This window comes from Flavobacteriales bacterium, assembly GCA_021739695.1.
Lineage (GTDB): Bacteria > Bacteroidota > Bacteroidia > UBA10329 > UBA10329 > UBA10329.
The window spans coordinates 104,656-116,950 of record JAIPBM010000002.1; the positions used below are offsets into that span (position 1 = coordinate 104,656).

Sequence of the window (12,295 nt, forward strand, 5' to 3'; positions counted from 1 at the left end):
TGTTCAATTCGTGTTTTTACTCACAATTGGTAAGCGGACAAAACTACCGTTTTCGCCTCCTGAAATGATATTGATTTTTTCCGGCCGGATTGCTTCTGCAGGAATATCGAAATGGTCTTTATCTGCAACACCTACCGCCAAGCGGATACGATTTCCGGCTTTGATCGTGTAACTGGTTGGAATGAGGTCGATAACGGTCTGAGTGAATTCGTTCGGTTTCAGCTCAATCATCGACTTTTCCTTGTACGAATGCTGCGGAAAACAGGTCTTGTAATCTGGGTTTTCGGTCAAAGCGGCAAAGTCCAGATCAAGCATTCCTTCCGTGATGTAGCGGCTTGTTCCATCTGGCAAAACTTCCTCCAGATACACGAAAATGTGTCCTTTTCCAGTGCTAGTACTCACGTTCAAATGAACTTCTGGATGCCCGGTGATTTCCACGTCCTCTGCCAAAACAGGCCCGTCAAACACTTCCATCAGATTGTCCTGCGCATTTCGCGGGCCGTAGAATGTGTCTTCGTATTTGTAAAGCACAGTGAGGGAGTTCCATCTCGTGCCTCCGCCTTTTTCGCCATAACCGGTGGTGGTAGCATAATCGCAGAAATGCTCAATGCTGGATTCGGTCGGAATTTTGGTGGTGGTCAGCATTTCTTTTGATAAGAACATGTCTGCTGATTGGACCTCTTTTGGCGGCCAAGTGGTTGATGCCTTCCATGCCTGCTCACCCATTGTGAAATAGTTAACTGGTGGCTCATTTTCCAGTCCCGTGTCAATTCCTTTCACATATTGATCAAAGAAACGGAGCACCTCCATTTGAATATTCAGCTCCTTGGTCTTAGTTCCTGTGGCATTACTGAAATATTGGCCTGGACCGTGATCCCAAGGTCCAACCATTACGCGTTTCGTGTTCGATGTGTTCCAGAATCCTTTGAACACCGAATTGGAAAGTGCACCATCAAACCAGCCTGAAATCCTGAATATAGGCACGCCACTTGCCTCCACGTCTTTTACACGAGCATGAATACTACAGTCGTCAGCCGTTAATTCTGCGCCATGGCCACGGTCTGGTTCGTCTCTTGCGCGAACGCGATACAGCCCTTCGAAAATATCGTAGTTGTCTTTATGCTGTGCCATCGCTTCTTGAAGCAGAATTCCCTTTTTATCGCCATCAACCGGACTAGGCCATTTCACAAAGGTTTTCACCTTCTTGCCTAATGGCGCAAGCGTGTTTTGATCAAGCGCATTTGTGGTCAACCGCCATTCCTTAACAAAAGGTGTTTGGCGGATTCCGCCAGGATAAACAATATCTGTATAGAGATCCCAAATATCGCTTCGCGGAACACATGCTTTTAGCGATGGATGCTTGGTGATCAATGCCAATTCGGCCGTGGTTCCAGTGTATGAAATTCCGGTGGTAGCCGTTTTTCCATCAGACCATGGTTCGGCCACGATCCAATCCAGCATTACGCCCATGTCTGTCACTTCCTGTGGCGAGAACTCCATGTCGCGATGACCATACGAAGCGCCCGTTCCACGCAGATCGACTATCGCTACGGCATAACCGTGCGAATTGAAAAACTTCACTTCGTCCTCGGCCACGCTTCCAAACGCTGGGTCTTTGATGCCTCTCCAAAATGCTTTCAACTGAAACGTTCGAACGTAACGAACGAAATAAACCACAGTCGGAACCTTGGTTCCTTCTTCCAGGTCCTTTGGGAGAAAAATATCAACGGCCAACTTTACACCATCGGTCATCGGTACATATTGCGACCGATAATCGAAAGCCGCTTTGTACTGTGGTTCGGGGCTGTAATGGCTTTCACCAAGTGTTTTGGTGCCTTCCTTGCCGCCACCCGCTTGCGCGGAAGTAATCAGAGAAAAGAAAAATAGAAAATAGAAAAAACGAACTGAGTTACGAGCGAAGAAAAAATCTCCATTAAACGTGATGATTTCTCTCTCCTTTGGGGAGATGCCGAAGGCAAAGGGGCTGCTTTTTTTCATGGGAACGCGAATATACTGCGTTTCTGTGCGAGGCCGCCTTAGCGCGGCCTGTTATCTTTGCGCAAAATTTTACGCATGCAAGAGCTCAGCGAACAGGAAATCGTCAGAAGAGAGGCGCTTCAAAAACTCATCGACCTAGGTATTGACCCATACCCAGCGGCAGAATTCCCCGTGAATATTCTCGCCAAAGAGGTGAAGGAAAAGTTTGCCGCAGGCGAAGAGTTGAAAGAGGTGGTGCTGGCCGGTAGAATGATGAGTTCGCGAGTGATGGGAAAAGCATCATTTGCAGAGTTGCAGGATGCTTCTGGTCGTATTCAGATCTACATCGCACGAGATGAAATCTGCCCTGGTGAGGATAAGACCCTATACAACGAGGTTTTCAAGAAGCTGTTGGACCGAGGCGATTTCATCGGAGTGAAAGGCTACGTTTTCAAAACGCAGGTAGGCGAAACGTCTGTTCATGTTCAGGAATTGACCCTACTTGCTAAGTCTGTTAAGCCGCTTCCTGTAGTTAAGACCGATGCGGAAGGTGTGGTTCATGATGCGGTGCATGATGCGGAGTTCCGTTATCGCCAGCGCTACGTTGATCTGGTTGTGAATCCTGGAACCAAGGAGGTTTTCAAGAAGCGAACCAAGCTTTATAGCGTGTTCCGCGATTACTTCAACGAACACGATATCCTTGAGGTGGAAACGCCCATTCTACAAGCTATTCCTGGTGGAGCTGCCGCTCGGCCGTTCATCACACATCATAATGCGCTAGACATGCCGCTTTACATGCGGATTGCGAACGAATTGTATCTGAAAAGATTGATTGTTGGTGGCTTCGATGGCGTGTATGAATTCGCCAAGGACTTCAGAAATGAAGGCATGGACCGCACGCACAATCCTGAATTCACGGTGATGGAGATCTATGTGGCCTACAAGGATTACAATTGGATGATGAACTTTACCGAGAAACTCTTGGAGAAGGCCTGCATCGCGCTGAATGGCACTACCGAGATTGAATACGGGCCGCACAAAGTGAGTTTCAAAGCGCCATTCCCACGCGTTCCGATGTTGGATGCCATCAAGGAGCATACAGGCGTGGACATTACAGGAATGAGCGAGGAAGAATTGCGCAAGGTGTGCACCGACCTTGGCGTTCCTGTGGAAGACAGCATGGGTAAAGGCAAGCTGATTGATGAATTGTTCGGTGAGAAATGCGAGGGCAATTACATCCAACCGACCTTCATCACGGATTATCCTGTGGAGATGTCTCCATTGACCAAAAAGCACCGAAGTAAGGAAGGTCTGGTGGAGCGATTTGAACTGATGATCTGTGGAAAAGAGATTGCCAATGCCTACTCGGAGCTAAACGACCCCATTGAGCAACGCGAGCGTTTTGAAGAGCAAATGCGCTTGGCTGATAAAGGTGACGATGAGGCCATGATGATCGATCAGGATTTCCTTCGAGCATTGGAATATGGTATGCCGCCAACATCAGGAATGGGAATTGGAATGGACCGTTTGGCCATGATGCTCACCAATCAGCATTCGATTCAGGATATTCTCTTCTTCCCGCAAATGCGCCCAGAGAAAAAAGCCGAGAAAAAAGTTGAGTTGAACGAAACCGAGAAGCTCATTTTCGGCATTCTTTCCAAGAATTCGCCAATGAATCTGAATGACCTGAAAACCCAAAGCGGCCTCAGCGGCAAGCAATGGGATAAGGGCATCAAAGGTCTTGCGTCTGCTGGTTTGACGAAAGTGACAAAAACGGAGGCTGGGCTGACGGTGGAGGCGGTTTAATTTACCCACAGTTTCACCGAAACTGAACCTTTTTCCCTGTTCAGTTTCATCAGGTAATTCCCTTTCGCAAGCATAGGAATCGCAAGGATTTTCTGATATGAACCTGCTGCCTGCTGTATGGTTGGCAGAAGTTCAGAAATCATCTTCCCCGAAACATCAAACAGCTCAATCGAAACCCGTTCATCCGACTTCAATTCGTACTCAATCGTAACCTGATTGTTAGAAATCGGATTCGGATAAATGAGGGTTGAACCGATGTAGGCGTCCACTTCGCCAATGCCCACGTTCATTCCAGAAGTGTAGCGCGCTATGAGCATTTGCGTTGGCCCCGCTCGTCCTCCGGCCAAGATCTTCAGATCCGGTTGCAGGGCCAAGGAATAAAAGAAAGTCCCAGGCGCGTCATCCAGAACCACCTTACCGTTTGCTCCGAAGGTGTTGTCGTAAATTCCATCTTCATGGAGCCGATAAAGCACGCCTACAACAGCGACAAGGTTAGCCGCCCTAACAGCAACGAGGACACGGCCATCAGGCTGTATCAGCAGTCGTTCGGCATAATCATCCTGCCCTAAATGATCTATATAAACCAAGCCATCAAATGAGAAACTCGGATCGAGAATTCCGTTGCTGGTCGTTCTGGCTATCACCCCGTCCGTATCGCCACCGCCTGCCTGATACTGTCCAGCCAAGTAGAACCGACCTGCGCCATCCATCTGTATGTCGTTGAATTGTTCGTTCGGGTTTGGTAGATCTATGAGTGATACACCAACAGACCCGAAGGTGTTGACGAAAGAACCATCTTCATGGAGTTGCACCAAAAGTCCGCGGGGCTGGCCTCCTCCACCAACAGTGGTCGAACCCGCCAATGTAATTCTTCCATTGGCTTGAACGTGCATAGCATAGGCCCTGTCTTGGTCCTGTATGTCGTAGGTAAGAAGTCCATCGAAAGAAAAATCTGTATCGAGCGTTCCGTCAGCATTAAATCGGGCAATGGCGATGTCGGTTTCAGATGCAGAGTTGGTCGTTCCTGCAATAAGAATCTTTCCATTGGGTAACAATTCCATGTCGTAGAGAACCCCGTTCGGGTCGGTAATTCCAAATCCGACATCCACGCGGCCATTGGTCCCAAAACTGAGGTCTTCTGACGCGTCTGGGTACAGCCTCATCACGAACATCTGGTAATTGCCACCGCTTGTAGGGCTGTTGGAATATCCACCGATCAGGATCTTCCCGTCCGGTTGCAGCAGCACCCTTATGGCAAGGTCTTGATTTCCAAAATCGAAATTCTCTCCGCCAATTCCTCCAAAATTCGGGTCGAGCGATCCATCCGGATTGAGGCGAACGACTGTAATATCGGTATTGAGGTTCGAAATATTGCCAACCGCAACGATCTTGTTGTCCGGTTGCACAGCTATGGAAGTAAACGTTCCAGACTGACTCAAGAGGAACTGACCATCGCCATCAAAGGTGTTGTCGAGATTGCCGAACTGGGCAAATGCAGAAAAACAGAATAGGAGCAGCGCTCCAGCGGTAAAGAGTCCTTTCATCTCGGTTTTGTTGAGAATAAGCCGTGAATAAAGTTAATCACTCCATCCATAAAAACCTCCTGATCATCCCAAAGCGCCAAGTGGCTTCCGTTCGGACAATAGAGATATTCTCCATTCTGCACGAGGGTTGACATTTCCTTCATTTCCTCGGGGTTCATGCTGTCGTACTTAGCTCCGACCATTAGCGTTGGGGTCTTGATCTCGTGTAATCTGTCCCACACGCTCCAATCTTTTAAGATGCCTCCAGGAACGAACTCGCTCGGACCTTGCATGTAGCTGTAAACCTCACCGTTGAAATGGCCGAAACTTCTGGCAACTGGTTCAGGGAACGGATAAATGCGGCAGATGTGCTTGGCGTAGAATTCCTTTTCCACCAATTCCAGATAAAGCGGATTTCCGTAATCTCCCTTGTCTTCAAACATCTTGAAAGTATCCACCAAACTTGGCCGCAATTCCTCACGAAGTTTGTTGTTGTGAGCTGCGTATTTGTGGAAATCGGCAGTCATATTGCAAACAACCATTGCCTTCAAATTCTGCTGATACTTGAGCGCGTATTCCATTGCCAGAATGCCACCCCAACTCTGACCGAGCAGCACGAAGTTGGTGCTATCGAGACCAAGTGCAATGCGAACCTGTTCCACTTCTTCCACAAACCGTTCGATGGTGTAAAGGCTCATATCCGTAGGTTGATCGGAGTAATAAGAACCCAACTGGTCGTACTCATAAAACTCAATATTCGCCTGCGGAAAAAAGCTTTGGAAACTCTCCAGATATTCGTGTGTTCCTGCTGGTCCACCGTGCAGAATAAGCACCTTCATCGGGCTGTTGCCGAAGCGCTTGGTCCAAACCTTATAGCCTTCTTTCAGGTCAATCATCTGAACACCGCCCGCTTGGTAAGCGCCAGATGTTTTGAAATTGTTGTATTCGCAGCTTGCCGCTGATTCGGAAACCGGAGTAGGTTGTAGTTGTGAACAACCAAAAAAGGCCAAAAGAGCAATAAGAATGGTGTAACGCATAGGGTTGAATTTTGCCCTAAGATACGTGCTTCGAAATTTCTGAGACAGAGATGGAATTATGCGAACTGTCATGCACCACAATTCCATCTTTTAACAAGATCGCCTGAGGCGATTCATGATGAACACCTAGTTCTGATGCGATTGCATTTGAAATGTTTCGATACGCGATAAGATCCAAATACCATGGCTCTACGTTTTCCAAATTCCATTCTCGCTCTAAGCGCGACTTTGCCATAGAACTAATGGAACATCTGGTGCTGTGTTTAAAAATGAGTTGCGGCTTTTCGTGCGAAAGTTCAAGTATCTCTGAAATCTGCGCTTCCGTTGTCATTTCTTTCCAAGGAACATTGGAGCTTCCGCCTCCGAAAAAGTCTTTCCAACTCATTTCTTCTTACAAACCATTAGTGAGTGATAATACCCAACCGTTTCTACAATCTTTTCTACTTCCAAACCTGCTTCTTCAACGTACTGAGCCATTCGTTTACTATCGTACATTTTGCTGTTGCCATTGGCCATCGAAGTGAAATAAAGTGATGTTCCATGCAGACAATAGGTTGCAGTCATGCTTTCCTGCATATCCCAAAATGTTTCCAAAATGAATACGCGGCCATTATCAGAAAGTGCATCTTTTGCATGAGTGAGAATGTGCTTGATCTGCTCTGGAGAAAAGCAATCCAAGAACTGGCTCATCCAAACAGCGTCTTGGTTTTTAGGCAGCTCATATTCTTCATCTAACACATTTTGTTCGTGTGTAGAAATTCTGTTCTCTAAACCTGCTGCTTTAATCCGCGGATTTGCCAATCCAGTTTGACTTGGAAGGTCCACAATCGTCATGTGAACATCTGGGTCCTTTTCCACACACAGAAATGACCACTTACCCGTGTTTCCACCAATATCCAACATGGATTTTGGCTTGAACTTGAACACTTCTTCTCGTGCTTGCGGAAAAGCCTGATCGGAATAATGATGGTCGAAGTTGAACCAACTGTCTTTTTCGCGCTTCGGAAGCTGAGAAAGTCCGTGGTAAATTGTCGGCCAATCACCCAGCTCTTTTAGCCCTGCAGGTTTTTCTTCTCTGATCGCTTCTTCTAATCGGAATGTGCCTGGATAACAGATGTCTTGAATGAAATCCGTGTTGGCAATGGTCTGCTTATCCATCAACCAAAAAGAGCCTGTTTTGCCGATTTTGTATTTGTATGGCTCTATCAATTTCACCAAATCCAAACTCAATCCAGCTTCCAAAAGTGTTTCCACACCGTACTGCGAAATGCCTGTTTCCTTGCTCAGTTCTTCTGATGTTGCTCCTTTTCTGCCCGCACTAGCTAATGCTTGCAGAACACCCGTTCTGTTCAGCGCAACTGCCGCCTGAAACATCATCGGATAAAACGAAAGCCGCTCTGCCGCCTCCTTTGCTTCGGTCAGCGAAATGTTGTCTTCTTGAAATTCTTTGTACATATGCTGGTTTTAGTCTTCAATCCAATCTGTAAAATACTCTTGCGGCTTTCTTCTTGTCTTGCGCGGCCAATTTTCTTTCGGGTAACCGAGGTACAGAAAACCAAGGAATTTGTCTTTCTCTCCCAGCTCCATGAACTCCTTGGCTTCGGGCCAATAGGTAACACCTCCACTTGCCCAAAAAGCACCAATTCCGTGCGCTGCGGCCACCAACATCATATTCTGAACCGCCATTGAAACCGAGGCGATCTCTTCCTCAATCGGGTCGCGTTCGGCCTCATCGCGCTTCAGGCAAATGCCGATGATCGCAGTCGTCATCAACGGACGATCGCGAAGCTTTTCGAACTTCTCCTGCTCAAAGCTATCCGCCTTCACCTGCTTATAAAGCTCCGATTGAAACTCGGACAGTTTCTTCAGTCCATCGCCCATGAAAACCTTGAAATGCCATGGCTGCGTGTACCGATGTGTTGGAGCCCACTTGGCTGCATCCAACAGTTCCATTACAATTTCCTTGTGCACTTTTCGGGTAGAGAAATGTTCCGGAATGATGGTCCTCCGATCCTCAATTACTGCTTTTATTTCACTCAAATTGTACCGCATTCACGCTCCCATTAAATCTTGAACAAAGTTATTTAGAATGAGTTTAGATAAACGATAACTTTGCCCTATACTTTGAACATTAACCTTTGAACTTTTCGATATGTATCCACCAGAAATAGTAATACCAATGAAGCAAGACATCACTTCTGTTGGAGTGAAAGAACTGCTTTCACCTGAAGATGTAGATGCAGCCATTAAGGCTGACGGAACCACCTTGGTTTTCATCAATTCGGTTTGCGGTTGCGCTGCAGGAAATGCTCGCCCAGCCATTAAAATGGCGGTAAAACACGATAAACAGCCAACAAGAGTGACTACGGTTTTTGCCGGATTTGACGTTGCTGCAGTTGCTCAAGCACGTAAGCACATGGCGCCATACCCGCCAAGCAGCCCAAGCATTGCGCTTTTTAAAGACGGCAACCTGGTTCATTTTATCGAACGTCATCATATCGAAGGTCGCCCTGCACAGATGATCGCTGATAATTTGACCGCAGCGTTTGACGAGTTTTGCTAAGCACTAGGATTTAGCCGTTAGCTTTTAGCTCATCGGGAAATGAAAAAGCCGCTGCGATAATTCGCAGCGGCTTTTTTGCTAATCGCCAAATCCTAATAGCTAACAGCTATTCAGCATCGGGATTCTTCAACACCTTCGGCACTTTGAAATAGTCTGAATCGGCCTTTGGGGCGTTTTTGAGCGCCTGCTTTTGAGTGATGGTTTTCTTCTTCTCATCGTTCCGCATCACGTTCAGTTCTTCCGACATGTAAATGAGCGGTTCCACACCTTCGGTGTCGAGTTCATTCAGCTTTTCCATGAACGAAAGAATCTTGTTCAGGTCTTTTTTGATGCGTTCTTTTTCCTCGCCTTCAAACTGAAGCCGTGCGAGGTGAGCCAATTCATCAACCGTTTTATCCGTTATATCCATGTCGTTTCAATTCTTGTCTGATCACATCCTGCGCAGCATCCCTCAGTTCAACAACATCACTTGCGGTCATTCCTTTTGAGGGAATTGGCCTGTGAATTTTGATGAACGTTTTGCCTGGTCGTCCGCCTTCCCAAACATGCGGTTTGGCGGGCAGAATCTTCCATCCTTCGACAAAAGTAACGGGAACCACGGGAACTTGTGCCTCAATGGCAATTTTGAACGGAGAGTTCTTGAACGGAAGCATCTTGGGCGGATTATCAGGAATGATCGCCTCAGGATAAACCGCAATGGTTATTCCTTTTTTCAAGTCGTCTGCCGCACGCTGATACGAGTTGTACGATGCTCGAATACTGGTCCGGTCGATGAGGATGTTCATCTTATGAAAGAAGATATTGAAGAACCACCATTTGCCCAATTGCACTTTTCCCATGTAATGGAAATAGATTGGAAAGGCTATGTACGATTGAACGATATCCACGAACGAAACATGATTTGGAACGATGATATACGGACCATCGGTTAGCGGTTCTTCAATCTCAACCGTTGTTCGAACACCTGTTACAAAACAGATCATACGTGCCCAAATACGCTTCAGGAACATGGCTTTTTTGAAGTGCTGTTCGCGATGCACGAAATAATAGAAGAATGGGAAAAGCGGCATGAGCGTAATGAAACACGCTGCAAAAAACCATCCTCTCCAGAGAATCTTTAACGGCCAAAGGAGCTTCGACATGGGACAAATTTAACAGGATGTTCTTTCCCTCTCCGAATTCAGAATTTCTACTTTTGGTGTTCTGTCCGATAAAGACGAAACATGGCAAGAATACTTACAGGCATACAAAGTTCGGGAAGGCAGCATTTAGGAAACATTCTCGGTGCGATTCGGCCTGCCATTGAGCTTTCGAATGACACGAAGAATGAGGCTTATCTGTTCATTGCCGATATGCATTCACTTACCACCATTAAAGATGCGGCCACACGAAAAGAGCACGTTCTGTCCACGGCCGCTGCGTGGTTGGCCTGCGGATTGGACACGGAAAAGGTTGTTTTTTACCGTCAGTCAGATATTCCGCAGGTAACCGAAATGACCTGGTATTTGAGTTGTTTCACGCCATTTCCGATGTTGGCAAACGCGCATTCGTTCAAAGATAAATCGGAGAATTTGGCAGATGTGAATGCGGGATTATTCATTTATCCGGTGCTGATGGCCTGCGATATTCTGATGTACGATGCGAATATTGTTCCTGTTGGAAAAGACCAGCAACAACATTTGGAAATGACGCGCGACATGGCCCGTTCGGTCAATCATCAATTAAAAAAAGAGCTTTTTGTGATTCCCGAAGCGCAGATAAGCGAGCGGGTGATGATCATTCCCGGAACGGATGGCCGCAAGATGAGCAAGTCTTACGGCAATGTCATCGATGTTTTCCTTCCTGAAAAGCAATTGCGCAAGCAGGTGATGGGAATTGTGACGGACAGCACTCCGATGGAAGAACCAAAGAATCCAGACACGTGTAATGCTTTTGCGCTGTATTCTCTTTTGGCTTCAGATGCTCAGATTGCCGAAATGCGTCAGAATTATCTGGGAGGAAATTACGGATACGGACATGCCAAACAAGCCTTGTTTGAACTCATTCTGGAAGAATTCAAGGATGAACGTGTGCGTTTTGACGCACTCATGCAAAATCCGGAGAAGATTGAAACGCTGCTGTTAGAAGGGGCAGAAAAGGCTCGGCCAGTTGCCCATCAGGTTCTTGCCCGCTTTAAAGCGGCCATAGGATACTGAGAAACGGTGCCGCAATAAGTGCCAGTAGTAGCAGATCTGCTAGCCACCATCTTTTTATTGATTCAAGCGCCCGAACTGCAAAAATGCTCAGCGGAAAAGATGCCAAGATAATTCCACTCTGCCAGCCAAGACCAAGAATCAGCGACATCAATACAATCCCCAATAACCAACCAACGTTGGACAACGTCAAGTTTCGTTCGGTTACGGTTCCTGCCGTTAGACTTCCCAACAAACCCGACAGCGAAACGAAAACCACAGGCATTAAAGCCATCTGGCCTGCATTCAGCTTCCCAAAACTCACGCTTCCCAACCAAGCAGATTGAATGACACGCTGAAAAGCCAGAAATGGAGATTCATACCAAATCACGATCATCATAATAAATACTGCGGTCATCAGTAAGCCCAAACTGAGCACGGCCCATTCTTTCCAGTTTCCCGTTCTAAGAATCAAAATCGCAAAGGCAACCGAAAGCAGCAGAAAGATTGATTGGCCTGTAAATAGGCTAGCAACACCAAGGAACAATCCAATATGGAAGGTTTGCGATAAGACTGAATCGCGCTTATAGGTTGAGAATAGAAGAAGATACACGCCAAGGATAACGAGCATGGCCACTGACAAATCCAATCTTGAAAGTGCTGCTTTTGGTTGCACCATGATGAAGGATACAAATGCGACCATGAACAGATTGGTATTGCCGAAAACCTGTTTCGTATCACGGGTTCTCAATCTAGATAAGAACGCTGCAATCGAAATGACCAATACGCACAGATATGGCAGTAGCCATGAACTTGTTTTAAGCCACCCAAAAGCCCAATGTGCATAAAGGAAATCGTTGCTTGGGCTGTTTTCCGACATCATAAAAACGGCTGTAAACAGCATTGCCGCGCTCAGCAAATAGCTGAGCACAAAGGCAGAAATCGTGTTAGATCTAAGAATAGCCGTTACCATTTGGACATGTGTCTAAACGATTTCAAATATTGGATATATTTGCCGCATAAATCAGCACAAATGAACTTACAAGAAATTCTTGCACCGATCGGAGACCTTTTCATGTGGACGTTTGGTCTTTTAGAAGCTGGCGAAAACAAGGTAAATTACCTTTTGATCATCATCATTGCCTTGGCGCTTGTTTACTGGACCGTGAAACTTGCGGGATTCCAGAAAGACGAGATGCTGAACCGTTGATCCTCTTT

The 12,295-nt window shown here is 46.6% G+C and carries 13 protein-coding genes; 4 read left to right on the forward strand and 9 right to left on the reverse strand.

What is annotated here, in order from left to right:
* Nucleotides 1-3: 3 nt before the first annotated feature.
* Entirely contained in the window at nucleotides 4-1,998 is a 1,995-nt protein-coding gene (locus K9J17_01715) for a CocE/NonD family hydrolase (protein MCF8275424.1), read from the reverse strand.
* A gap of 75 nt (nucleotides 1,999-2,073) precedes the next feature.
* Here K9J17_01715 and lysS point away from each other — a divergent pair, with 75 nt between their 5' ends.
* Complete coding sequence (gene lysS / locus K9J17_01720; GenBank protein MCF8275425.1) at nucleotides 2,074-3,783, forward strand: lysine--tRNA ligase; 1,710 nt, start codon at nucleotides 2,074-2,076, stop codon at nucleotides 3,781-3,783.
* Here lysS and K9J17_01725 read toward each other — a convergent pair.
* The 5 genes from K9J17_01725 to K9J17_01745 are packed head-to-tail and all read right to left on the reverse strand — an operon-like array spanning nucleotide 3,780 to nucleotide 8,395.
* A complete protein-coding gene (locus K9J17_01725) occupies nucleotides 3,780-5,327 on the reverse strand; it encodes a T9SS type A sorting domain-containing protein (protein ID MCF8275426.1) in 1,548 nt (515 codons plus the stop codon). The genes lysS and K9J17_01725 overlap by 4 nt on opposite strands.
* Nucleotides 5,324-6,343 carry a proline iminopeptidase-family hydrolase gene (locus K9J17_01730; protein MCF8275427.1) on the reverse strand — a complete coding sequence of 340 codons (1,020 nt, stop codon included), beginning with the start codon at nucleotides 6,341-6,343 and terminating at the stop codon, nucleotides 5,324-5,326. The genes K9J17_01725 and K9J17_01730 overlap by 4 nt, the downstream gene beginning before the upstream one ends.
* Before the next feature lie 16 nt (nucleotides 6,344-6,359).
* On the reverse strand, nucleotides 6,360-6,728 hold the full coding sequence (gene ytxJ / locus K9J17_01735) for a bacillithiol system redox-active protein YtxJ (protein MCF8275428.1): 369 nt from the start codon (nucleotides 6,726-6,728) through the stop codon (nucleotides 6,360-6,362).
* Nucleotides 6,725-7,798: a methyltransferase domain-containing protein gene (locus tag K9J17_01740; GenBank protein ID MCF8275429.1), complete on the reverse strand. Its 1,074-nt coding sequence runs from the start codon at nucleotides 7,796-7,798 to the stop codon at nucleotides 6,725-6,727. Before K9J17_01740 ends, ytxJ begins: the two co-directional genes overlap by 4 nt.
* A 9-nt stretch (nucleotides 7,799-7,807) precedes the next feature.
* Nucleotides 7,808-8,395, reverse strand: coding sequence for a nitroreductase (locus tag K9J17_01745; protein ID MCF8275430.1), 588 nt, complete (start codon nucleotides 8,393-8,395; stop codon nucleotides 7,808-7,810).
* 100 nt (nucleotides 8,396-8,495) lie between these two features.
* Here K9J17_01745 and K9J17_01750 point away from each other — a divergent pair, with 100 nt between their 5' ends.
* Nucleotides 8,496-8,906, forward strand: a complete 411-nt coding sequence (locus K9J17_01750; GenBank protein MCF8275431.1) for a BrxA/BrxB family bacilliredoxin — start codon at nucleotides 8,496-8,498, stop codon at nucleotides 8,904-8,906.
* Between the two features lie 106 nt (nucleotides 8,907-9,012).
* On the opposite strand, the gene gatC is transcribed toward K9J17_01750, so the two are convergent.
* Nucleotides 9,013-9,315, reverse strand: a complete 303-nt coding sequence (gene gatC / locus K9J17_01755) for an Asp-tRNA(Asn)/Glu-tRNA(Gln) amidotransferase subunit GatC (protein MCF8275432.1) — start codon at nucleotides 9,313-9,315, stop codon at nucleotides 9,013-9,015.
* Nucleotides 9,299-10,048, reverse strand: a complete 750-nt coding sequence (locus K9J17_01760) for a 1-acyl-sn-glycerol-3-phosphate acyltransferase (GenBank protein ID MCF8275433.1) — start codon at nucleotides 10,046-10,048, stop codon at nucleotides 9,299-9,301. Before K9J17_01760 ends, gatC begins: the two co-directional genes overlap by 17 nt.
* 81 nt (nucleotides 10,049-10,129) lie before the next feature.
* Between K9J17_01760 and trpS the strand changes: the two genes are divergently transcribed.
* Nucleotides 10,130-11,101, forward strand: coding sequence for a tryptophan--tRNA ligase (gene trpS / locus K9J17_01765; protein ID MCF8275434.1), 972 nt, complete (start codon nucleotides 10,130-10,132; stop codon nucleotides 11,099-11,101).
* Here the strand turns inward: trpS and K9J17_01770 are convergent.
* Nucleotides 11,079-12,050: a hypothetical protein gene (locus tag K9J17_01770; GenBank protein MCF8275435.1), complete on the reverse strand. Its 972-nt coding sequence runs from the start codon at nucleotides 12,048-12,050 to the stop codon at nucleotides 11,079-11,081. The two genes, trpS and K9J17_01770, sit on opposite strands and share 23 nt — an antisense overlap.
* Before the next feature lie 60 nt (nucleotides 12,051-12,110).
* Here K9J17_01770 and K9J17_01775 point away from each other — a divergent pair, with 60 nt between their 5' ends.
* Nucleotides 12,111-12,287, forward strand: coding sequence for a hypothetical protein (locus K9J17_01775; GenBank protein ID MCF8275436.1), 177 nt, complete (start codon nucleotides 12,111-12,113; stop codon nucleotides 12,285-12,287).
* Nucleotides 12,288-12,295 lie beyond the last annotated feature (8 nt).

Excerpts from the sequence above, each read along its gene's own strand:
- K9J17_01715 (MCF8275424.1), bottom strand. The coding sequence starts at position 1,998 with ATGAAAAAAAGCAGCCCCTTTGCCTTCGGCATCTCCCCAAAGGAGAGA.
- lysS (MCF8275425.1), top strand. The coding sequence starts at position 2,074 with ATGCAAGAGCTCAGCGAACAGGAAATCGTCAGAAGAGAGGCGCTTCAA.
- K9J17_01725 (MCF8275426.1), bottom strand. The coding sequence starts at position 5,327 with ATGAAAGGACTCTTTACCGCTGGAGCGCTGCTCCTATTCTGTTTTTCT.
- K9J17_01730 (MCF8275427.1), bottom strand. The coding sequence starts at position 6,343 with ATGCGTTACACCATTCTTATTGCTCTTTTGGCCTTTTTTGGTTGTTCA.
- ytxJ (MCF8275428.1), bottom strand. The coding sequence starts at position 6,728 with ATGAGTTGGAAAGACTTTTTCGGAGGCGGAAGCTCCAATGTTCCTTGG.
- K9J17_01740 (MCF8275429.1), bottom strand. The coding sequence starts at position 7,798 with ATGTACAAAGAATTTCAAGAAGACAACATTTCGCTGACCGAAGCAAAG.
- K9J17_01745 (MCF8275430.1), bottom strand. The coding sequence starts at position 8,395 with ATGCGGTACAATTTGAGTGAAATAAAAGCAGTAATTGAGGATCGGAGG.
- K9J17_01750 (MCF8275431.1), top strand. The coding sequence starts at position 8,496 with ATGTATCCACCAGAAATAGTAATACCAATGAAGCAAGACATCACTTCT.
- gatC (MCF8275432.1), bottom strand. The coding sequence starts at position 9,315 with ATGGATATAACGGATAAAACGGTTGATGAATTGGCTCACCTCGCACGG.
- K9J17_01760 (MCF8275433.1), bottom strand. The coding sequence starts at position 10,048 with ATGTCGAAGCTCCTTTGGCCGTTAAAGATTCTCTGGAGAGGATGGTTT.
- trpS (MCF8275434.1), top strand. The coding sequence starts at position 10,130 with ATGGCAAGAATACTTACAGGCATACAAAGTTCGGGAAGGCAGCATTTA.
- K9J17_01770 (MCF8275435.1), bottom strand. The coding sequence starts at position 12,050 with ATGGTAACGGCTATTCTTAGATCTAACACGATTTCTGCCTTTGTGCTC.
- K9J17_01775 (MCF8275436.1), top strand. The coding sequence starts at position 12,111 with ATGAACTTACAAGAAATTCTTGCACCGATCGGAGACCTTTTCATGTGG.